Below are 23,876 nucleotides of genomic sequence, written 5' to 3'. Positions count from 1 at the left end.
AAATGAAAACACTAAAAAATATAAAAATAAAATACGTACCTCTTTTAGGTTTAATATTAATGTTTACCTTAAGTTGCGAAAGAAATTTATCTGACGAAGCTGTTTTTGCAAATAATTCTAATAATCCAAATATTTTCATAGATGGATTTAGTGCAGGTTTAGATTATAATCCTTTTGGAGATTCTAAACTAGACGCTTTTTCTGTAGATACCGAAACTACTTTCAGAGGTTCTGCTTCTATGAGAATAGATGTACCTGCATTTGGTGTAGGATATGCTGGTGCAAATTTTCCAGTAAGTTTTCCAAGAGACTTAACAGGTTACGATGCCCTTACTTTTTATGCAAAAGCCTCACAAGCAGCAAAAATAAACGAAATAGGTTTTGGTATAGATCCAGATACGAATAGTAAATTTAGAGTTGCATTAAATGATTTACCTTTAACTACCAATTGGGTAAAATATGTAATTCCAATTCCAGATCCATCAAAATTAACTGCAGAAAAAGGAATGCTTTGGTATGCAGAAGGAGCTAGAAATGCATCAGACGAAGGTGGTTATGTTTTTTGGTTAGATGAAGTAAAGTTTGAAAAACTTGGTACTATAGGACAGTCTAGACCAAAGCTATTTAACGGTGAAGACCAAGAATCACGAATTTCATTAAACAATAATTATACAATTTCCGAATTAACACACACGCTCAATTGGGCAGGTAATGATATCACACTAAATATAAGCCCTTCTTATTTTTCTTTTCAATCATCAGACAACAATGTAGCAATTGTTAATGAATCTGGTGTAGTAACTCTTTTATCTGATGGCGAAGCTAAAGTAACAGCAAGTATTGCTGGAGTAGCAGCAAAAGGCTCTTTAACGATAAGTAAAACAGATGTACTTCCAGCACCAGATCCTACAAAAAATGCGAGTGATGTTATTTCTATTTATAGCGATACTTATACGAGTTTAGCTGGCTTTAATCCAGGCTTTTTTGCTGGTAGTAATACTGGCAACATTTCTACTCAATCTATTAATGGCAACGAATATATCGATTATGAAAATATAGATTTTGTAGGTACAGCATGGGATGGAACAGTGAATGTTTCTGGTATGGATATGTTGCACTTAGATGTGCAGTTAAGAAGTGCTACTGGATCAAATGTGTTAGTAGAGCTTGTAGATTTTGGACCTGATAAAACAGATAATGGTCTTGCAACTGATGGTACTGCTGGAGGGCATAATATTACCAGTCAATTAATAGAAAATCAATGGGTTAGTATCGATATACCATTAAACGGATTTACACTATCTACTGGTGGAGGCGGATTAGGATCCCCAAACCTAAACAATCTTGGGTACATTGTTTTTGTCTCTAACAATAATGCATCTTTTTTAGTTGATAATGTATATTTCTACACTAATTAATCAAATAAATTATACAAAATGAAGAATATAATTAAATTAAAAATATCGTACATATTAATTTTAAGTCTTCTTGTTGTTTTACAAAGTTGCGATACAGACGAAACGCAGGTTGTTACACGTCTTTCTAACTTAGTAATGCAAGACGAATTTGACACAAATGGCTCATTAAACCCGTCAGTTTGGAACTTTGAAGAAGGTACAGGAGAAAATGGTTGGGGAAATAATGAACTTCAATACTATACAAGCAGACCAGAAAATGCGACTGTACAAAATGGTTATTTAATAATTACCGCAAAAAGAGAAGATTTTAAAGGATCGCAATACACTTCTGCAAGAATTACAACAAAAGGTAAGTTTGAACAAAAGTATGGCCGTTTTGAAGCCAAAATAAAATTACCTTCTGGCCAAGGTATGTGGCCAGCATTTTGGTTGTTAGGCAACGATTGCGAAACCAATATTTGGCCAAATTGTGGTGAAATAGATATTATGGAAAATCGCGGGCAAGAACCAACAAAAATTGCAGGTAGTGTTCATGGACCTGGTTATTCTGCAGGACAAGCAATCACAAAAGATTATGTATTAGACAATGATAGGTTCGACTCTGGATTTCATGTATTTGGAATAGAATGGGGAGAAGACTACATAAATTACTACGTAGATGATGTGTTATATAATCAAATTACAAGAGAAGATGTAACTGGAGATTGGGTATTTGACCATCCTTTTTACATCATATTAAATTTGGCAGTAGGAGGAAACTACGTAGGAAGCCCAAATAACGAAACAGAATTTCCACAGACAATGTTAGTGGACTACGTAAAAGTTTATCAATAAATACCAATAAAATAAAAATTATATAAATTATGAAAACATTAATTAAAGTACAAAATAAGATGAAATTCATCTTTTTGCTTGCCATAGCATTTAGCTTTTTTACTTGTGAAGATGAAAACACATTTTTACCAAAAGTTACTGCAAATTTTACATATACTCTTAATCAAGATTTAGGTTTGGTAACATTTTTAAATACTTCAGAAAATGCAGATACATATATGTGGAATTTTGGAGACGAAACAAATTCAACAGAGATAAATCCTAAGAAAATTTACGAAAATGGTACATACACAGTAACACTTGTTGCAAAAAACACCTCTGGTGCATCTGCATCATTTACAAGTGAGATTACTATTTTAATACCAGAAGTCGCTACATTACCAATTACTTTTGATGGAGCAAATACAAAATACGAACCCACACCATTTGATGGAACAGCTTTTTCAGTTATAGAAAATCCATCTCTTACAGGTGCAAATGCAACTGCTTCTAAAGTTGGTAAAATTACAAATAGTGGTGGTGCTTTTGAAGGAATTGCTTTTGAATTAGGAGCTCCAGTAAATTTATCGACAGACAAATCTATAAAAATGCTAGTTTGGTCCGACAAAGCTTTACCTGTATTGTTAAAATTAGAACAAGGCAATGCATTTGTAGAAGTATCTGAAAACCATGGAGGTACAGGTTGGGAAACAATGTATTTTACTTTCGATTCTGCAGCATCTTTTAGTAAATTAACACTGTTTATCGATGGTCCAGGATCTACATCAGGAGATTTCTTTATAGATGAAATTACGCAAATAGCTACAGACGCAATTCCTTGTTTAGAAACCATGTTAGAATTACCAATGGATTTTGATTGTGAGGGTATCGATTATGCAACTAAAATCGCAGGCAATGTATCTTTTGAAGTTATAGATAACCCAGAATTGTCTGGTATTAATAATACAGATTCTAAAGTAGGTAAAATTGTAAATACGGGTCAAAATTGGGAAAACGGATTCTTTAACTTAGATACTCCAATAGATTTTAGTGTAGAACAAGGGGTAAGATTAAAATTATTTTCTAATGCAGCTTTACCAATTAAACTAAAATTTGAAGATGGAACAGGTAATCCAGTAGAAGCAGATGTAAATCATACAGGTTCAGGTTGGGAAGAATTAACATTCACTTTAAACTCAGCAGACTCTTACAACGATATGATTATTTTTGTTGATGGGCCAGGTACAGCAGCAGGTACTTTTTATGTAGATGATATTCAGCAAGTTGCTGTAGCGCCTCCACCACCACTTTGTACAGATACTACCTTAGCTTTACCAATAGATTTTGATTGTTCAGGAATAGATTATAATGCAAAAAGAGTAGATGGCGGAATAGATTTTAGTGTAATAGACAACCCAGAATTAAGCGGCGTTAATAACACAGCTACTAAAGTAGGAGCTATTGTAAATAAAGGTGCAAATTGGGAAAATCTTAATTTCACATTAGATACACCAATTAGTTTTGCAACAGATAAATCTATCAAATTAAAATTATATTCTACAGTAAGTGTACCTATAAAACTAAAAGTAGAAACAGGAGGTGCTCCAGTTGAAAACGACCAAACCCATGGAGGAACTGGTTGGGAAGAACTAACTTTTACACTGGCAACAGCAGAGTCTTTTAGCAATATCATTATCTTTATTGATGGTCCAGGAACAACAGCAGGTACTTTTTATATAGATGATATTGAGCAAGTTGCAGGAAACTCTACAATTGTTTGTACAGATACCACTTTAGCTTTACCAATAGATTTTGATTGTGCAGGAATAGATTATAATGCAAAAAGAGTAGATGGCGGAATAGATTTTAGTGTAATAGACAACCCAGAATTAAGCGGCGTTAATAACACAGCTACTAAAGTGGGAGCTATTGTAAATAAAGGTGCAAATTGGGAAAATCTTAATTTCACACTAGATACACCAATTAGTTTTGCAACAGATAAATCTATCAAATTAAAATTATATTCTACAGTAAGTGTACCTATAAAGCTAAAAGTAGAAACAGGAGGTGCTCCAGTTGAAAACGACCAAACCCATGGAGGTACTGGTTGGGAAGAGCTAACATTTACATTGGCAACAGCAGAGTCTTTTAGCAATTTCATCATCTTTATTGATGGTCCAGGAACAACAGCAGGTACTTTTTATATAGATGATATTGAGCAAGTTACTTCTACTGCTGGTGGAGGTGGTGGAGGTGCTACAGGTGGTTGTACTGGAGTTTTTACAAGAGCAGCACAGTTTCCTGTAAACTTTGAAGGTTGCGAAACCTTTATGGCTACCAATGGAGAGGTAAAATTTGGAGATGCAATTACAGCAGAAGTAGCAGAAAACCCTTCAAAATCAGGTATTAACACGTCAGATTTTGTTTTAAAAGTAACAAAGCCTGTAGGAGCTAACCATTGGGAAGGAGTACAAAATGCATTTGCTTCAGATTTTAATTCTACTTTAACTTTTAAAGTAAAAGTGTATTCTACAAAAGCAAATGTTAGATATCAATTCGAAATCTCTAATGACCCTAATGAGCCAAGTGTAGGAAACCCTGCACCAATTACAAAGACAGTTGCAAATGCCAATGAATGGACAGAATTAGAAATTACATTTACAGGTGTTCCTCCAGGAGGTCATAATAACTTTGTAATTAAACCAGATGATAGTGGTTCTGGAACTGTTACAGAAGGAGCAACTCACTATATAGATGATGTAAGATTAGAGTAAAATATAAAATAAAATAAGATGTAAAGGTCGAGAATAAACACTCGACCTTTTTAAACTTTTTTGTAAACAAAATTTATTAAAAATTGAATATAATTAATAGCCCTAATAAAAATGTAGAGTTACAAACAGTAACGATAGATAACCAACAATATTTTAAAATATCAAATAGCGATGCTATGCGTCCGTTTTTTATGAGTATTGTTAGTAACTCAAATCATTGGATGTTTATTTCTAGTAATGGAGGTTTAACCGCTGGTAGAAAAAACGCAGAAAATGCACTTTTTCCTTATTATACAGATGATAAAATTACGGAGTCTGCAGATATTACAGGTAGTAAAACCATTGTGCAAATTCATAAAGAAACCAAAATACTTTTATGGGAACCTTTTTCAGATAAATACGAAGGTATTTATTCCATCACCAGAAATTTGTATAAAAATAGTTATGGAAACAAAATTATTTTTGAAGAAATAAATGAAGATTTAAGACTTATTTTTAGATATCATTGGAATACTTCTAATGAATACGGTTTTGTTAGAAAATCTGAATTAATAAACAATTCAGACGCTAAAGTTGAAGTAACTATTTTAGACGGAATACAAAACATTATTCCTTACGGAGTAACATCTGCAATACAAGAAATAAGAAGTAATTTAGTAGATGCTTACAAAAAAAGCGAGTTAGAAACCTCAACAGGTATTGGTATTTACGCATTAAGTGCCATTATTGTAGATAAAGCAGAACCTAGTGAAGCTTTAAAAGCAAATTTAGTATGGTCTTTAGGGGTAAAAAATCCTACATATTTAATATCTTCAAAACAATTAACTAATTTTAGAAGAGGAGAAAAAATTGAGCAAGAAATAGATGTAAAAGCAGAAAAAGGGGCTTATTTTACCATTCAAAATTTATCCTTTAAACCAAAAGAAGAAAAATCATGGTATTTAATTGCCAATGTAAATCAGAATTTATCATCTTATCATTCCTTAGCACATCAAATTAAAAATAAATCCAATTTATTAACATTGCTTCAAAAAAGTATCGATGAAGGAACAGATAATTTAATAGAATTGGTTGGTGCATCAGATGGACTTCAGTTAGGAAATATTGAACTAAGAAATACCAGACATTTTGCAAATACACTTTTCAATATTATGAGAGGTGGAATTTTCGACAACAATTATCAAATCGAAAAACAAGACTTCGAAAAATACTTAAAAAACGCAAATCAACAAGTATTTAAAAATCAAAAAAATACAATTAATAACTTACCACAAGAATTTACGGTAAATTACTTAAAAAATAGAGCAATTACCAATGAAGACAAAGATTTTAAAAGACTGTGTTTTGAGTATTTACCGTTAAAATTTAGTCGAAGACATGGAGACCCAAGCAGGCCTTGGAACCGTTTTTCTATCAACACTAGAAGCGAAATAGATGGTGCTAAAATCTTAGATTACGAAGGAAACTGGAGAGATATTTTTCAAAATTGGGAAGCCTTAGCACATTCATATCCAGAGTTTATAGAAGGAATGATTTTTAAGTTTTTAAATGCTTCTACTTTCGATGGTTATAACCCTTACAGAGTTACCAAAGGCGGTTTTGATTGGGAAATTATAGAGCCAGATGATCCTTGGTCTTATATTGGGTATTGGGGAGATCATCAAATTATTTATCTATTAAAATTCTTAGAATTTATAGAAGATTACTATCCTGGTAGATTGTCTAAAAATTTTACTGAAGCTATTTTTGTATATGCAAAGGTGCCTTATAAAATTAAAAACTACCAAGAAACGCTGCAAAACCCGAAAGATACCATTGATTTTGATGAAAAATTAAATCATAAAATCGATGAATTAAGAGCTCAAATTGGCGCAGATGGTGCTTTGTTAAGAGATGCAAATAATCGCATTTACAGAGTAAATATGATGGAGAAATTGCTGGCAACTGTGTTGGCAAAAATCTCTAATTTTATTCCAGAAGCGGGTATTTGGATGAATACACAAAGACCAGAATGGAATGATGCCAACAATGCTTTAGTGGGCAATGGAGTTTCTATGGTTACCTTGTGTTATTTACATCGTTTTATAGACTTTTTCGAAAATGTAGTAGCGAATACAAACCTCGATAACATTGCGATTTCTAACGAGTTAGTAACCTTCTTTAATGCTGTAGTTGCATCGCTTAAAGAAAACGAAAATATTTTGTCTAAAAAGATTTCTAATGCAGACCGAAAAACAGTTTTAGATGGCGTTGGAACAGCAGGTAGCAATTACAGATTATCGATTTACAAAAACGGATTTCAAAACAAAAAAACAACCATTTCTAAAAACGATTTATTAGATTTCTTTAGCATCACAAAAAAATACACCCAACAAACGATAGATGCCAACAAACGTGATGACAATATGTATCACGCTTATAATTTAATGACGGTAGAAAATAAGAAAGAAGTGTCTATTTCCTATTTGTCAGAAATGTTAGAAGGTCAAGTTGCAGTACTAAGTTCTGGGCATTTATCCGCAAAACAAGCTTTGGCAACTTTAGATGGTTTAAAAGCAAGTGCGTTGTTTAGAGAAGATCAGTACAGCTATATTTTGTATCCAAACAAAGATTTAGGAAGGTTTATAGATAAGAATAACATACCTAAAAAAGCAGTACAGAAATCAAAATTATTACAGCAATTATTAGCCGATGGCAACCACCAAATTATCAATAAAGACGTCGCAGGAAATTATCATTTTAATGGTAATTTTAATAATGCCGATGTTTTAAAAAGAGGATTAGAAAACCTTTCAAAAAAATATCAATCTTTAGTGCATCAAGAAGAAAATTTACTTCTAGAAATCTACGAAGAAATGTTCGATCATAAATCTTTTACAGGAAGATCAGGAACATTTTTTGGCTACGAAGGTTTAGGCTCAATTTATTGGCACATGGTTTCTAAATTGTTGTTAGCAGTTCAAGAAAACTGTTTGTTGGCAATTAATAATAACGAAAGTGAAGAAGTTATAGGAAGACTTTTGGATCATTATTACGAAATAAACGAAGGAATAGGAGTACATAAATCACCAGAATTATATGGTGCTTTTCCAACAGACCCTTATTCGCATACACCAGCGACAAAAGGTGCACAACAACCAGGAATGACTGGGCAAGTAAAAGAAGATATCTTATCGAGAATGGGAGAATTAGGGGCGTTCGTAAAAAATGGTAAGGTTACATTTAATCCAAGATTATTAAGAAAAGAAGAGTTCTTAACAACATCTAAAACCTTTAATTATGTGAATGTGAAAGGTAAAAATAAAACCATTGTTTTAGAAAAAAATACACTTTGCTTTACCTATTGCCAAGTACCTATTGTTTACAAATTATCCGATAAAAATAAATTAAAAATATTTTACACAGATGGTAAAAATGATGCAGTAAACGATTTAAAAATAGACCAAAAAAACAGCAATAAATTATTCAAAAGAACAGGAGAAATAAAAAAGATAATAGTCTTCATAGAAAAATAAAAAACGTTAATGTTTAATAGTTTTCATAAATATCGATTTTTTTTTCCTGCGATTTTTGTAATTATTGGTTTCACATTAAAAAAATAGAAGAAATAGTTTAGAATTAACATAAAAACAGTAGCGTATGAAATCAATTTTAAAAATAACAACAGCAATTTTAATTTTTGTCATTGGTTTTGGGTGTAGTTCTAAAAAAGAAGAAACAAAAAATACCAAAGAGAAAAAAACAACAATGACAGCGAAACAGATTTTAGGAAATCCAGCGTATTTGGCAATTTCTTATGGTGGGTACAGAGAAAATTCAAGAGAAATACAACCTACTGTTAATGAGTTGAAGGAAGATCTAAAAATTCTTTCTGCAATGGGAATTAAAATTTTAAGAACCTATAATGTACAACCCAAATTACCACATGCAGCGAATGTTTTAAAAGCAATTAACGAGCTAAAAAAAGAAGACCCAAATTTCGAAATGTATGTAATGTTAGGTGCTTGGATAGATTGTTTAAACGCTTGGACAGACATAGCCCCAGATCATCACATAGAAAGTCCACAAAACGAAGGAGAAATTGCAAGAGCAGTAGCTTTAGCAAAACAATACCCAGATATTGTTAAAATAATAGCTGTGGGTAATGAAGCCATGGTAAAATGGGCAACAAGCTATTATGTACAACCTAGTGTAATTTTAAAATGGGTAAATCATTTACAAGAACTAAAGAAAAAAGGAGAACTTTCTAAAGATTTATGGATTACCAGTTCAGACGATTTTTCTTCTTGGGGTGGTGGAGACGAAAGTTACAGAGTAAAAGATTTAGAAGACTTAATTAAAGCTGTAGATTATGTTTCTATGCATACCTATCCTTATCATTATTCTCATTACGATCCAGGTTTTTGGAAAATACCAGAAGACGAGCAAAAGCTATCTGATATAGAAAAAATAGACAATGCAATGTTGCGTGCTTTAGAAAAATCGAAACAATTATATAAAAACGTTTCTAACTATGTAAAAAGTATCGATGCTACCAAAACAATTCATATTGGAGAAACAGGCTGGGCAAGCATTTCTAGCGGGCATTATGGAAAAAACGGTTCTAGAGCCACAGACCAATACAAACAAGGTTTGTATTATAAACACATAAGAGATTGGACCCATAAAGCAGGCATTTCTTGTTTCTATTTTGAAGCTTTTGACGAGCAATGGAAAGATGCTAACAATCCTCTAGGATCCGAAAACCATTTTGGATTGATCAACTTAAAAGGAGAAGCCAAATACCCCATTTGGCATTTAGTAGATAAAGGGGTTTTTAAAGGCTTAACTAGAAACGGAAAACCAATCACGAAAACTTTCAAAGGAAATAAAGAAGAAATGATGAAAACGGTTTTAGTACCGAATACAGATTACCCAAGATAAAACCAGTCCAATGAAAACAAATTATTTTTTCTCAACACTTTTTTTATTGATGATGATAAGTTGCAACCCAAAAGTAGAAACGTTCGTAGTAGATGTTTACGAAACATCAGCAGCAGGCAACAAACTAACCAAAATTTCTGATTTTGTTAATGTTAAAAATGCGTCAACAATTAAAATATATCCAGACACAACTTTTCAAACCATTACTGGTTTTGGGGGTGCTTTTACAGAGGCATCTGCCTATTTGTTAAACAAATTGAGTAAAAAAAATAGAGACAGCATAATTCAAGCATATTTTTCTAAAGAAGGCGCAAATTATTCGCTAACAAGAACACATATGAATTCTTGTGACTTCTCTTTATCTCAATATTCTTACACTCCTGTAGAAGATGATTTAGAGTTGAAACACTTTACGATAGAAGAAGATAAAAATGATTTAATTCCGATGATAAAAGAAGCAATAAAAACATCAGAAGATGGGTTTAAAATATTTGCTTCACCTTGGACAGCTGCTCCTTGGATGAAAGATAATAACCATTGGGTAGGTGGCAAATTACTGCCAAAATATTACGATACTTGGGCCCTTTTCTTTTCTAAATATGTAGCAGCTTATAAAAAAGAAGGCATAGATATTTGGGGGTTTACAGTAGAAAATGAACCTTTAGGAAATGGTAATAATTGGGAAAGTATGCATTATACTCCCGATGAAATGACCAACTTTGTGCAACATCATTTAGGGCCTCAATTAAGAAAAGACTATCCGAATATTAAAATTTTAGGGTACGATCAAAATAGAGAACACTTAAAAGAATGGATAGACTCTCAGTTTAAAAATGAACAAACGTCTAAATATTTTGATGGAACAGCCATTCATTGGTATGCAAGTACTTTCGAAATATTTTCAGAAGAGTTGCAATACGCACATCAAAAAGCGCCAAATAAATACTTAATTCAGTCAGAAGCTTGTGTAGATGCAGAAGTTCCAGTTTGGCAAGATGATGCTTGGTATTGGAAAAAAGAAGCTACAGATTGGGGTTATACTTGGGCTTCTGAAAAAGACAAACATTTGCACCCAAAATATGCACCTGTAAACAGGTATGCAAGAGATATTATTGGTTGTCTAAATAATTATGTAGATGGTTGGGTAGATTGGAACATGGTTTTAGACACCAAAGGTGGCCCTAACTGGTTTAAAAACTGGTGCATTGCTCCAGTAATCGTCGATCCAGAGAAAGATGAAGTGTATTTTACACCCTTGTATTACACAATGGCCCATTTTAGCAAATACATAAGACCAGAAGCAAAAGTAATCGGTTTAGAAAATTCAGATAAAGAATTACAAGTTACTGCAGCAAAAAATAAAGATGGCTCTATTGCTGTGGTGGTTTTTAATGAAGGGCAAACAAAGAAAAATTTCAAATTGCAGTTAAATGATAAAGAAATAGTTATAAACATTAACGCTCAAGCACTACAAACTATAATGTTGAGTAAATAATAGCAATACGAATTAACTAAAATCAATATAATATGTCAAATCAATCTACAACACCAGCAAGAGGTAAGGTTCCATTTAGACAAAAAGCGGCATTCGGTGCGGGTCATTTTGTATTAAATTTATTACCAGGAGTATTAGGAGTTTACCTACAAGTATTTATATTAACTGCCTTTGGTATGGACCCAGTTTGGGCTGGACTTTTAGGAGGTTTACCAAGAATTTTCGACGCTTTAACAGATCCTGTTATGGGATTTATTTCAGATAACACAAAATCGAAATGGGGGCGCAGAAGACCTTATATTTTTAGCGGAGCAATCATTAGCGGAATCTTGTTTATTTTAATGTGGCAATTAGACGAAAATGCATCTCAAACTTTTAATTTTTGGTATGTAATGATCTTGCAGATATTGTTTTTAGTAGGAAACACAATGTTTGCGACACCTTTAGTTGGTTTAGGTTATGAAATGACATCCGATTATAATGAAAGAACTCGATTAATGAGTTTGGCAAATAGTATGGGGCAAATTGCATGGATGATTGTACCTTGGTTATATGTAATCATACCAGATGTAAATACTTTTGAGAATCCGGCTCAGGGTGTAAGAACTATGGCTGTAATTGTTGGGGGCGTTTGTATTTTATTTGGAATTTTACCAGCATTTTTCTGTAGAGGTATAGATGCTTCTCATATGGAAAATAGAAAAGAATTAAATTTAAAATCGCTCGCTTCTAATATGAAAGAATTATGGCAGGGTATTAAACAGGTTTCTAAAAACAAACCTTTTATGAAACTTTGTGGCGCAACTTTTTTAGTTTTTAATGGCTTTCAATTAGTCGCAGCCTTTTCTGTTTTTATTATTGTTTTTTATATGAATAGTGGTAGTTGGGAGCTAGCGGGTACTTGGCCTGCATGGTTTAATACATTAAATGCAATTATCACTGCTTTTATTGTAATACCAATTATTTCTAAAATGGCAACAAAATGGGGAAAAAGAAAAGCTTTTTTAATTTCAACATTTTTATCAATTATAGGATATATTTTAAAATGGTGGGGATTTGATATCGAGTTAAATAACAGTTTTAACGAAACAGCTTTGGGTAAATCTATGACAAGTGCTGTGGCTTCTTTATTCGAGTTTTTAAACCCTTATTTAGATAGTGTAGGTATGTCGTGGTTTAGTATAGATACTACAAATGGTATTCCTTGGTTAATTTTTATACCCATTCCATTATTTGCATTTGGTATGGGAGGTTTATTTACTTTAATGATGAGTATGACTGCAGATGTTTGTGATTTAGATGAATTAGAAAATGGTATGCCTCGTAAAGAAGGTACTTTCGGAGCAATTTATTGGTGGATGGTAAAATTAGGTCAAGCCATTGCCATTATTTTAAGCGGTGTTATTTTAAAAATTGTTGGTTTTGATCAAAATATTACAAATCAAGCTGCAGAAACCATGAATTCTTTAAGAATTGCAGATATTATTGTGCCAGCTTCAACTGCGGCTTTAGCGATGATAGTAATGTGGAAGTATAGCTTAAACGAAAAAAGAGCCAAAGAAATTAAAAAAATACTTGTAGAACGTAGAGGAGAATTGTAAACTTAAAAAATAAATACATAATAATGTCATATAGAGAAGGACATCATTTTTCTTTGAATTATAAAGAAGGAGAATTAGATAAAGGAGTAGATTTTAGCAAATACTCTCTAGATAGTTTACAAAAACTTTGGAGAGAGACGTTGCAGCAAGGAATGCATGGTATTTGTTTTAGCATGTACGAAGACGGTCAAAAACCAGGAGATACCATTACTAAAGAACAAGTAGAAAGAAGAATAAAAATTTTAAAACCATATACCCAATGGATTCGATCTTTTTCTTGTATAGAAGGGAATGAACATATTCCAAGAATTGCAAAAAAACATGATTTAAAAACGATGGTTGGAGCTTGGTTAGGTAACGATGCAGAAAAAAACGAACAAGAAATTCAAGCATTAATAGCTTTAGCTAAAGAAGGTTGTGTAGATATAGCAGCTGTTGGTAACGAAGTTTTATATAGAAATGATTTAAGTTTAGAAGAACTTTTGAGTTATATTAAAAGAGTAAAAACAGCAATTCCAGATGTTACTGTGGGCTATGTAGATGCTTATTACGAATTTTCTAGACATCCAGAATTGGTTGAGGTAAGTGACGTTATTTTATCTAACTGTTATCCTTTTTGGGAAGGTTGTCCAATAGATTACTCTTTAGCGCATATGCAAAGTATGTACAAACAAGCAACTCATGCAGCACAAGGTAAAAAAGTAATTATTACAGAAACAGGTTGGCCAAGTCAAGGAGGTAGTGAAGCAGCAGCAGATGCTACAGACGAAAACACAATAAAGTATTTTATTAACACGCAAGTATGGTCTGCAAAAGACAATGTTGAGGTTTTTTACTTTTCTTCTTTTGATGAATCTTGGAAAGTAGGAGATGAAGGAGATGTTGGTGGTTATTGGGGTCTATGGGATAAAAATGAGCGCTTAAAATATTAAAATTGTCGCCAGAATTTTGGTTCAATTAAAATTAAAGACTAATTAAATTGTTATATGCTGTAAAGTATTATAACCTAAAATTAATATAAACATTCCTTTTTTACCCATTAAGCCTAGGTGTTTTTTTAATACAATATAAATCTGCTAGAAGAGTTGGTACTATAAAATTAATTAAACAATAAAGTTATTGGGGGATAACTTTAATTGTAAAAGAGGTTGTCAAAAAAGTAAATTTAATTGTCATTTTGAGCATTACTAAAATCAAAATATATTTTGATTGAAAGTAGCTAACGAAGTTATCGAAAAATCTAAAATACTAAAATTTAGTAAATAAGATTTCTCCATTACCGTTGAAATGACAAATTTTAATACTTTCGAGACAGCTTCTTTTTTATTACATATTTTGCAAGGAAAAATAAAATTGATAAAACCAGCGAAGCTTCAATGGTATGGTACTTTAAAACTACCGATTAATACCATTTACCATTTGAAAATCCTGTAATAAATCGCCTTTTTTCCTTTCTATTTTCAGAATAAAAAAAAACGTAGCTAAGGCTATGCTTTCGTTTCTTCTTTATATAAAGAAAAAAATCATCCATTTCTTTTCCTGTAAATTCAAACAATAACTGGTGTAATTTTCTTATTTCAAGACATTATTTTTTTTATAACTCTTAGCTTATGTGTGTGTTTTTGTAAATCGATATTAAAAATACCACTATGGTCTAAAGTGTCGATTCTAACTTTTCCATGTGCGTGAATGATTTTGTAATCATTTAAAATAATTCCAACATGTATAATTTCGCCTTCTTCATTGTCAAAAAAAGCCAAATCTCCTGGCTCACTTTCTTCAATAAAGCTTAAAACCTCACCTTGTGTAGCTTGTTCTTTTGCATTTCTGTATAACTTGTATCCGCAAAGTTTGTAAACCATTTGTGTAAAACCAGAACAATCGATACCAAATGGAGTTTTTCCTCCCCAAAGAAAAGGAGTATTTAAAAAAGTAAAAGCTGTTTTTAAAATTTCGCTTTTTAGTTTCTTACCAGAAAAAATACTGTTTTCATAAGAAAAAACAGTGGTTCCTAATTTTAATTTTCCATCTTTAAATAAAGGCAAATTACAGCCAATGGGTATGGTTGTTAGCTCGTTATTTGTGTTAGTAACAAAGTCTAAAATTTCTCCAGAATATTTGGGGATTTCATTACAAACTTCGGTATAAAATTCTTCGGTAATTATTTGGTACTGTTTATTGTCTATAAAACCTTCAAAATTATCGAAATTCAATCGAATTTTACTCCAATGTTTTTGTTTTTCAATAACTTGGAAATGCTCACCAAACAAAAGCTGGCTCGTCATTTCAGAAATGTCAGATGCTTCTGCTCTTACAGCAACAATGCTTAAATTACAAATACCAAATAAAACGCTCAAAGTTTAAATTCTTTCAATAATTAATGCACTTGCACCACCACCACCATTACAAATTGCAGCAGCACCAATTTTGGCATTGTTTTGTTTTAAGATAGATGTTAAAGCAATTACAATTCTTGCTCCAGAAACTCCTAATGGGTGGCCTAAAGAAACAGCCCCACCATTTACGTTTACTTTATCGTCTGTAATTCCTAAAATTTTCATGTTTGCCAAACCAACAACAGAAAACGCTTCGTTTAATTCGAAATAATCTACATCATCTATCGAAAGATTTGCTTTTGCCAATGCTTTTGGAAGTGCTTTTGCAGGTGCAGTGGTAAACCATTTTGGTTCGTGGGCAGCATCTGCATAACTTTTTATTTTAGCCAACGGAGTAATGTTTAATTCTTTTGCTTTTTCTGCAGACATTAAAACCAATGCAGCTCCGCCATCGTTAATTGTAGAAGCATTTGCAGCAGTAACTGTTCCTTCTTTTGTAAAAGCAGCTCTTAATGCAGGAATTTTCTCCATTTTTACGTTTTTGTACTCTTCGTCTTCCGAAAAAACAATTGGTTCTCCACGTCTTTGAGGAACTTCTACAGGTATAACTTCATCGGCATATTTTCCTTCGCTCCAGGCATTTGAAGACCTTTGGTAAGATTGTATCGCATAGGCATCTTGTTCTTCTCTAGAAAAACGATATTCTGTAGCACAAGCATCTGCACAAACCCCCATTGCAACATTTTCGTAGGCATCTACCAAGCCATCTTTTTGCATTCCATCTTCCATCGTAATCGCCCCAAATTTAACGCCATTTCTTGCTTGTTGATAATGAGGAATCGAACTCATATTTTCCATACCACCAGCAACAACAATATTTGCATCTCCTAGTGCAATAGTTTGTGCAGCTAACATAATAGATTTCATTCCAGAAGCACATACTTTGTTAACGGTTGTACAAGGCACTGTGTCTGGAATTCCTGCATAAATTGCTGCTTGTCTTGCAGGGGCTTGCCCCAAACCAGCAGAAACTACATTTCCCATAAAAACTTCTTGAACTAAATTAGGCGCTAAATTAATTTTTTCTAAAGCGCCTTTAATAGCAAAAGCCCCTAGTTTTGTGGCAGGAATTGTAGATAAACTCCCCATAAAGCTTCCAATTGGTGTTCTTGCAACCGATACAATTACGACTTCTTTCATAATATTATTTAAGTTTTGTTCGTGTAAAATTTACAGTGCTAAATTAACCATTTTTAATCAATTTTTCTTCGATTCTATACATTGAATTTTCCATCTAAAATATTTTACAGTAAGTTTGTTGTTCGAAGAGAATTCATATGAACAACTTAGTCAATAAATTATATCAAAATAACACGATTATTTATAAAGTAATCTTATTCTTACTTACAACAATTGCAATCGTGTATTTATTTCCAAAAGGAGGGCAGTTTAAGTACGATTATAGCAATGGACAATTATGGAAATACGATAATTTATATGCGCCATTCGATTTTGCAATTCAAAAATCGGAAGAAGAAATAGCAATTGAAAAGAAAGAAATAGAGGTAAACGCGAAGTTGTATTTTAATTTCGATTCGAATATTATTAATGAAGTAAAAGATGCTTTTAATAAAAGAATGGTTTTGTTTCGAGAAAGCGATTCTTTGTCTGTAAGAGAAATTAATAAGCTAAAAAATAGTGGGTTAAATGCCATTGAAGAGGTTTATAAAACAGGTTTTTTAGAAGTTATTAGTCAAGATAAAGTTTCAAACCAAAACGAATTGGTTGCCATTCGAAAGAATAATGTTGTTGAAGATGTGTTGTTTAAAAACTTATACAATTCTTCAGAAGTTTTAAATATTATCAAAAAGAATTTAGGTACAGAGCCCTACTCTAAAGAGCAAATTAGGGTATTGGATATTTTATCAGAAATTATAAAACCCAATGTTTTTTACGATTCAGATTTTACCAATAAAATTATAGATACAGAAATTAAAAATATTACCTACACAAAAGGAAAAGTTTCTGCAGGAGAGTTAATTATTTTAAAAGGAGGTATTGTTGAAGGGAAAAAATTAGAGATGCTAAATTCTTTAAAAAGCGAATCTGAATCTAAAGTTTGGACAGATTCTAATTACAATTGGATTATTTTTGGCTATACTATTTTAGTTGCATTGGCGATGCTAATGTTGTTATTATTCTTGAAAAAATATAGACTCGAAATTTATAATAATAACAATACAGTTACATTTATATTCTTTAATGTGTTTTTAATGATTTTTGTACAAACATTAGTTATAAAATACAATCCAGATTATTTATATATTGTTCCGTTAAGTGTACTGCCAATAGTTCTTAAAGCTTTTTTTGATGCACGTTTAGGGCTTTTTACACATGTTTTAACAGTATTATTATTAGGGTATATTGTACCCAATAGTTTCGAGTTTATATACCTACATATTATTGCAGGTATTGTTACCATTTTAACAGTTTCGGAGCTTTACAAGAGAGCTAATTTATTTATTTCGGTAGCACAAATTACTCTCATTTACATGATTACTTATTTGGCATTTTCTATCATTAAAGAAGGCAATGCTTCTCAAATAAATTTAGATTATTTTATGCTATTCGCTGCCAACGGACTTTTATCGTTTTTAGCAATAATTTTAATCTATATGTACGAAAAAGTATTTGGTTTAGTTTCTGATGTTACCTTGTTAGAACTTTCCAATACAAATTCTAAATTGCTTCGAGAATTAAACGAAAAAGCTCCAGGAACTTTCCAGCACTCTATGCAGGTTGCTAATTTAGCGGAGGCAGCTGCTAACGAAATCGGAGCAAATTCTATGTTGGTAAGAACAGGTGCATTATACCACGATGTTGGTAAGATTGTAAACCCGATGTATTTTATTGAAAACCAAACAACAGGAGTAAACCCACATAACGATTTATCGCCAAGAGACAGTGCTAAGATAATTACAGATCATGTAATAAAAGGAGTAGAAGTAGCTAAAAAATATAACATTCCAGATAGAATTATAGATTTTATTAGAACGCACCATGGAACAAGTACAACGTATTATTTTTATGTGAAGGAACAAGAACAAAATCCAGATATTAAGGTTGATGTTAAAAAATTTCAATACCAAGGACCTTTGCCTTTTTCAAAAGAAACCGCCATTTTAATGATGTGCGATGCTGCAGAAGCAGCATCGAAAAGTTTAGGAAAACCAACAGCACAATCTATAAGTAGTTTAATCGACAAAATTACTGATAAACAAATGGCAGATAACCAATTTATAAACTCAGACATTACTTTAAAAGAGATAGAAACTATTAAAAAAGTAATTAAGAAAAAGCTTATGAATATTTATCATTTAAGAGTAGAATATCCTGAATAAATAAAAAAGAAAAAAACTTAAAAACATCTTGTTAAATTGTAAATCTAATATTACATTTGCACTCGCATTTTTAAAGAAGTGCTAAGTTCTAAATAAAATAGGAGAGGTGCCAGAGTGGTAATGGAGCAGATTGCTAATCTGTCGACGGGTAACTGTCGCCAGGGTTCGAGTCCCTGTCTCTCCGCAATTTTTTTTACATTTTCGGGGTGTAGCGTAGCCCGGTCATCGCGCCTGCTTTGGGAGCAGGAGGTCGCAGGTTCGAATCCTGCCACCCCGACAAAAATGAATACAAACAAAAACTAAAACCTTGTTAATCGTATGATTTACAAGGTTTTTTTGTTTTTAGGGATATCATATAGAATTGAATTAATATGACTTAATTCGGTTCACAGTTGTAAAACACAAAAAGTGTGAACCGGATAAATACTTAAAACACTGTAATTGAAATAGTTGATTTGACTTTTGTCTTGAATGAATGTTTAATTAAAGACGACTAGATTTGATGAAAATGTTTGTTTACAAATTATGGCTCCCAATTAGTTTACACATTAACCCAACATCTAGTGAAAAACATTATAGTGATTCATTTCAATATTTCTTACACCACTAACTTTTTTTCTCAAAATCATTTCTTTATCTTTTCTAATATTTTAAATTTCTTAATGTAATTTCAACCACTAGAAAGTAGTTGAGCAACTTAATTTAATACATTTTCAGAATGATTTTCTACAAATTCTATATTTTCTTTTACAATAATATTTATTGGAGAGTTGTATGTTCTATTCGGTTTCTTTTTAAATAACAAATACTCGAAAAGAATTTTGACTCCTTTGTAACCTTGCTCAAAAGGTTCCTGTTCAATTAAAAAGTCTATTATTTCATGATTTAAATAATCAATGTTTAATTTATGAACATCATAACCTAACAATTTTATACTTTTTAAATTTAAATTACATAAAACATTAGCAATTTTATATGCATAGCTAGAGGGTACAAAAATACCTTTGATTAAATTATTGCAAAGAAATTCATTTGTAAGCTTCCTTTTTATTTCATTAGTTGCAAAACTTTCTATAGTTAGGTGTTTTATATTCCTAGAAGGGGTATGTAATTGATTATAGTCAATAAAGCCCTTAATACGTGAATCGATTGCCTGATGACTATCAATATTTTTTCTAGATCTAACAATTAATATTGTTTTTTCTTCTGATAAAACTTGACTTAAAATTTTTCCTGATAAAAATCCACTTTGATATGAATTCTGTCCTATAAATGAAATATTCTGTTGTAATGCAATATCTGTATTTATAAATATATACGGGATGTTTTTTGTTTCTAGTTCTTTAATTAATTTGATAGTAGTTTTATAAAATATTGGAGATATAAGTACTGCATTAGGGTTTAAATCTAAAATTTTATTAAATGATTCGATAAAGCTTTCTGGACTAAATTGATTGAAATAATAATGTTTTGTATCTACTCCATATTTTTGTATTTCGTTGGAAGCAACGATAATGCCTCTTTTGGGTTCATTCCAAAACTCTTTAGAAGAATTAGAAAAGGGTATTAAGGTTGCAATAGTGAGTTCCTTTTTAAAAGCTAATGTACTCGCAATAATATTTTTTTGAAAATTATACTTATCTAATACGGCTTTTACTCTCTCTCTTGTTTTAGGAGAAACTCCAGGTCTATTATGTATAACTCTGTCAACTGTTCCAGTAGATACATTTGCCGCTTCAGCAATTTCTTTTATGGTTTTCAAATTCTGTGTTTTTATAAATGTAAAGATAAAAATATCATTCTATAATAATTTTTGTGCATATTTTTTTGTTTTTTTTAACAAAAAAATGTTTTGTTTTAAATATTTATTTATATTTGTGTGCGCACACAAAATATATTTTACTTTGTTTAATTTAAGTAGATATTTTTTTTACATTAAAATCGTGTGCGCACACGATTTTTCGATATGGATTTTATTTAACCACAATTTAAAATGATCACTAAAACTTATTCTTATGCTAAAACAAAAACTTAAAAATTTGCTTATTCCACTAATTTGTTTGTTATTTCTTCAAAGTTTTTCACAAAACAAAACAGTAACAGGTACAGTTACTGATGATAATAAGGTGCCTCTTATAGGGGCTACAATAATTGTAAAGGGAACCACAAAGGGAACAGAAACCGATTTTGATGGTAAATTCTCAATAAATGTTGCAAAAGAGAATGCTATCCTTTTAATTTCTTATTTAGGATATGCAACTCAAGAGGTTTCTACCAATAATAAGACTAACTTAAATATTATTTTAAAGGAAGATGCTGGTCAATTAGATGAAATTGTTGTTGTTGGTTATGGTAGCCAGAAAAAAATAAATTTAACAGGAGCTGTAGCTACAATTAAGTCAGACAAAATTAAAGATAGACCTATTAGTCAAGCTTCTCAAGCATTACAGGGTTTAACTTCAGGTGTATTTGTAAATACTAGTTCAGGTGAAGCAGGTAATGATGAATCTAATATTGTAATCAGAGGAGTTGGATCTTTAAATCAAAGTTCTGCACCTTTAGTATTAATTGATGGAATAGAAGGCTCTATTAACGATGTATCACCATCAGACATTGCAAGTTTTAGTGTATTAAAAGATGCTGCTGCTGCCTCTATTTATGGTACGCGTGGTGCAAAAGGAGTAATATTAATAACTACAAAGAGAGGAAAATATAATCAAGCCCCTGTTTTTAAGTACAATACCTATTCTGGCTTTTCTAAGCCAACCGTTTTACCAGACATGGTTATAGACAATAGAACCTATTTAAATGTTTACAGACAAGCGGCAATTAATAGTGGACGAAACTTTAATTTCGATGATGCTGATATAGAGCGTTATGCTAATCTACCATCTACAGATAGAAGAGAAATAGCAATTAGAAACTCAGCTCCTATACAAAGTCATGAAATATCTGTTAATGGAGGTTCAGAAAACGTTAGTTATTTTGCTTCTTTAGGTTACTTAGATCAAGATGGCTGGTTAGCAGGAAACCAAAACTTTAAAAGATACAATACAAGAATAAATTTAGATGTAAAATTATCTGAAAAAACTAAATTTGGAACTTCATTATCATACATCATTAAAGATGCAAATCTTACCCCAAAAGATAATCTTAGTATAAAAAGTGCGAGTTCAAAAGGAAGTACAATTTTTTCCGCAGCGATTGTTGGTCATCCAATAACTCCATTACTTACAGAATCTGGTTTTTATGCTAATATAGACCAGTCTCTTGGAATTGAAAGAAATAGACCCAATTTACAAGGGATTATTGATAATGAAAAAGGGAAATTAGATGAAACTAGCTTAATAAGTAATGTTTTTTTAGAATATAATATATTAGATGGTCTTAAAGCGAAAGCAACGCTTGGTTTAAATGTAGATGATTTACAAACACTTGTAACTAGAAAAGAATATCAAGCACATGATCAAGTAACAGAAGCTCCTTTAGGAAATGGCAATGCATTTAGAAATAGAGGAAGTCTTTTAAATTTAATAAATCAAAATGTTCGAGAATTTACAAATATCTTTCAATTAAACTATGATAAATCTTTTGGGAAACACGATTTTAAAGCTCTATTAGGTTTCAATCGACAAACAAGAACAAGAGATTTTTCAGAAATCACGGAAACTCAATTTGGTAGTACAGATTTAATTTTTTTAGGAAATGGTACTTTACAAGTAACAAATGGAATTAATAACGATAAATCAAGCTTAATATCTTATTTCGGAAGAATTAATTATGTTTTTGATGGTAAATACTTATTAGAAGCAAATTTAAGAAGAGACGGTTCTTCTAGGTTTGGTGCAAATAATCGTTGGGGAAGTTTTCCTAGTTTTTCTGCAGGATGGGTTATATCCAACGAAAAATTCTGGGGAGAAAACCATTTTTTAAACTTCTTTAAAATAAGAGGTTCTTGGGGTATTTTAGGAAGTGAGCCAAGTGACAGGTTTGGGTTTTTAACAGAGTTCCAATTAGGCGAAGACTATATAAATAATTCTGGTGGCGCAATTACTAAATTAGGAAACCCAGATTTGAAATGGGAAGAAACTGAAAATTCAAATATTGGTTTTAATGCAAGGTTTTTAAAGAATAAATTGACTTTTGAAGCAGATTATTTTATAAGAAAAACAACAGATATTCTAGTTGAAATTGACAATCCATTAACATCTGGTGTTTCAGGTCAGACAACCTTTAATGCAGCTTCTATGCAAAATAAAGGTTGGGAAGCTTCTCTAAACTATAGACATAAAATAGGCGAATTTGGTTTTAGTATTGGAGGTAATATTACCAATGTTAAAAATGAAATACTAACAATTAATCCAGATTTAGCAGATAATGCAGACCGTATTGAAATAGATCGAGCTGATAATATTTGGTGGATTAGAGGAGAACCAATAAATGTTATTTATGGACACCAATTTGCAGGAGTCTTTCAATCTCAAGAAGAAATAGATAATGGACCAGATCACTCATTTATTGGAAACCCAGCACCAGGAGATATAAAATATACAGACCAAAATGGAGATGGTGTAATTGATTTAGATGACCGAGTTGTATTAGGTAACAGAAATCCAGAATGGTATTATGGTGTAAACTTAAATTTGGATTATAAAGGCTTTGAACTGTCTGCACTATTACAAGGTACAGGTAATGCTTATGCGAACTTATCTAGAGAAACAGGTCCTTTTCCATTTGCAGGTTTACGTTCTTACTGGTTAGATGCTTGGACACCTGAAAATCCTAATAATAAAATACCAAGAGTATGGGTAGATAGAAGAGGTTATAATGGTAACTCTATTGAACGTTCAGGAAAGTATAACTCATTTTGGATGAAAAATATAAAATATGCTAGACTTAAAAATATTCAAATAGCCTATAATTTTCCTGAAGAAACATTAGAAAAAACATTTTTAACAGGAGCTCGTATTTATGTTAATGGGCAAAACCTATTTACATTTACCTCTTTAAAAGATTTTGATCCTGAAAGAAATACATTACAAAACCATGCTACCTCTACATTGCCACAATCTAAAGTGGTAACAATAGGTGTAAACTTAACCTTTTAAAAAAATG

At 31.6% G+C, this 23,876-nt stretch carries 13 protein-coding genes and 2 tRNA genes; 12 read left to right on the top strand and 3 right to left on the bottom strand.

The window, feature by feature from the left end; translation table 11 throughout:
• The first annotated feature begins 2 nt into the window (after nt 1–2).
• The 8 genes from JL193_RS04120 to JL193_RS04085 all read left to right on the top strand — a co-directional run bounded on the left by JL193_RS04120 (nt 3) and on the right by JL193_RS04085 (nt 13,956).
• Complete coding sequence (locus JL193_RS04120; RefSeq protein WP_207972614.1) at nt 3–1,418, top strand: hypothetical protein; 1,416 nt, start codon at nt 3–5, stop codon at nt 1,416–1,418.
• Between the two features lie 18 nt (nt 1,419–1,436).
• Entirely contained in the window at nt 1,437–2,252 is an 816-nt protein-coding gene (locus JL193_RS04115; RefSeq protein WP_207972613.1) for a glycoside hydrolase family 16 protein, read from the top strand.
• Between the two features lie 29 nt (nt 2,253–2,281).
• Nucleotides 2,282–5,005 carry a PKD domain-containing protein gene (locus JL193_RS04110; protein WP_207972612.1) on the top strand — a complete coding sequence of 908 codons (2,724 nt, stop codon included), beginning with the start codon at nt 2,282–2,284 and terminating at the stop codon, nt 5,003–5,005.
• A gap of 83 nt (nt 5,006–5,088) precedes the next feature.
• On the top strand, nt 5,089–8,520 hold the full coding sequence (locus tag JL193_RS04105; protein ID WP_437440083.1) for a 1,3-beta-D-glucan phosphorylase, GH149 family: 3,432 nt from the start codon (nt 5,089–5,091) through the stop codon (nt 8,518–8,520).
• A gap of 124 nt (nt 8,521–8,644) precedes the next feature.
• The gene (locus JL193_RS04100; RefSeq protein ID WP_207972611.1) at nt 8,645–9,928 is read left to right on the top strand and encodes a glycosyl hydrolase family 17 protein; all 1,284 of its coding nucleotides are present in this window, start codon (nt 8,645–8,647) and stop codon (nt 9,926–9,928) included.
• Nucleotides 9,929–9,938: 10 nt separating this feature from the next.
• Complete coding sequence (locus JL193_RS04095; RefSeq protein WP_207972610.1) at nt 9,939–11,423, top strand: glycoside hydrolase family 30 protein; 1,485 nt, start codon at nt 9,939–9,941, stop codon at nt 11,421–11,423.
• Between the two features lie 32 nt (nt 11,424–11,455).
• Entirely contained in the window at nt 11,456–13,024 is a 1,569-nt protein-coding gene (locus JL193_RS04090; protein WP_207972609.1) for an MFS transporter, read from the top strand.
• A 23-nt stretch (nt 13,025–13,047) separates the two neighbouring features.
• Nucleotides 13,048–13,956 carry a glycoside hydrolase family 17 protein gene (locus JL193_RS04085; protein WP_207972608.1) on the top strand — a complete coding sequence of 303 codons (909 nt, stop codon included), beginning with the start codon at nt 13,048–13,050 and terminating at the stop codon, nt 13,954–13,956.
• A 645-nt stretch (nt 13,957–14,601) separates the two neighbouring features.
• On the opposite strand, the gene JL193_RS04080 is transcribed toward JL193_RS04085, so the two are convergent.
• Nucleotides 14,602–15,381, bottom strand: a complete 780-nt coding sequence (locus JL193_RS04080) for a C40 family peptidase (protein WP_243456829.1) — start codon at nt 15,379–15,381, stop codon at nt 14,602–14,604.
• Nucleotides 15,382–15,384: 3 nt separating this feature from the next.
• A complete protein-coding gene (locus JL193_RS04075; RefSeq protein ID WP_207972607.1) occupies nt 15,385–16,560 on the bottom strand; it encodes an acetyl-CoA C-acyltransferase in 1,176 nt (391 codons plus the stop codon).
• 137 nt (nt 16,561–16,697) lie between these two features.
• Here JL193_RS04075 and JL193_RS04070 point away from each other — a divergent pair, with 137 nt between their 5' ends.
• The 3 genes from JL193_RS04070 to JL193_RS04060 all read left to right on the top strand — a co-directional run bounded on the left by JL193_RS04070 (nt 16,698) and on the right by JL193_RS04060 (nt 19,038).
• Nucleotides 16,698–18,761, top strand: coding sequence for an HD family phosphohydrolase (locus tag JL193_RS04070; protein ID WP_207972606.1), 2,064 nt, complete (start codon nt 16,698–16,700; stop codon nt 18,759–18,761).
• A 100-nt stretch (nt 18,762–18,861) separates the two neighbouring features.
• A tRNA-Ser gene (locus tag JL193_RS04065) sits at nt 18,862–18,945 on the top strand.
• An 18-nt stretch (nt 18,946–18,963) separates the two neighbouring features.
• Nucleotides 18,964–19,038: transfer RNA gene (locus JL193_RS04060), tRNA-Pro, on the top strand.
• A 420-nt stretch (nt 19,039–19,458) separates the two neighbouring features.
• On the opposite strand, the gene JL193_RS04055 is transcribed toward JL193_RS04060, so the two are convergent.
• Complete coding sequence (locus tag JL193_RS04055; protein WP_207972605.1) at nt 19,459–20,523, bottom strand: substrate-binding domain-containing protein; 1,065 nt, start codon at nt 20,521–20,523, stop codon at nt 19,459–19,461.
• Nucleotides 20,524–20,776: 253 nt separating this feature from the next.
• On the opposite strand from JL193_RS04055, the gene JL193_RS04050 reads away from it, so the two are divergent.
• A complete protein-coding gene (locus JL193_RS04050; protein ID WP_207972604.1) occupies nt 20,777–23,869 on the top strand; it encodes a SusC/RagA family TonB-linked outer membrane protein in 3,093 nt (1,030 codons plus the stop codon).
• The last annotated feature ends 7 nt before the right edge of the window (nt 23,870–23,876 follow it).

It is taken from the genome of Polaribacter batillariae, from assembly GCF_017498485.1.
Lineage (GTDB): Bacteria > Bacteroidota > Bacteroidia > Flavobacteriales > Flavobacteriaceae > Polaribacter > Polaribacter batillariae.
This window is presented reverse-complemented; position numbering and strand designations above follow the sequence as displayed.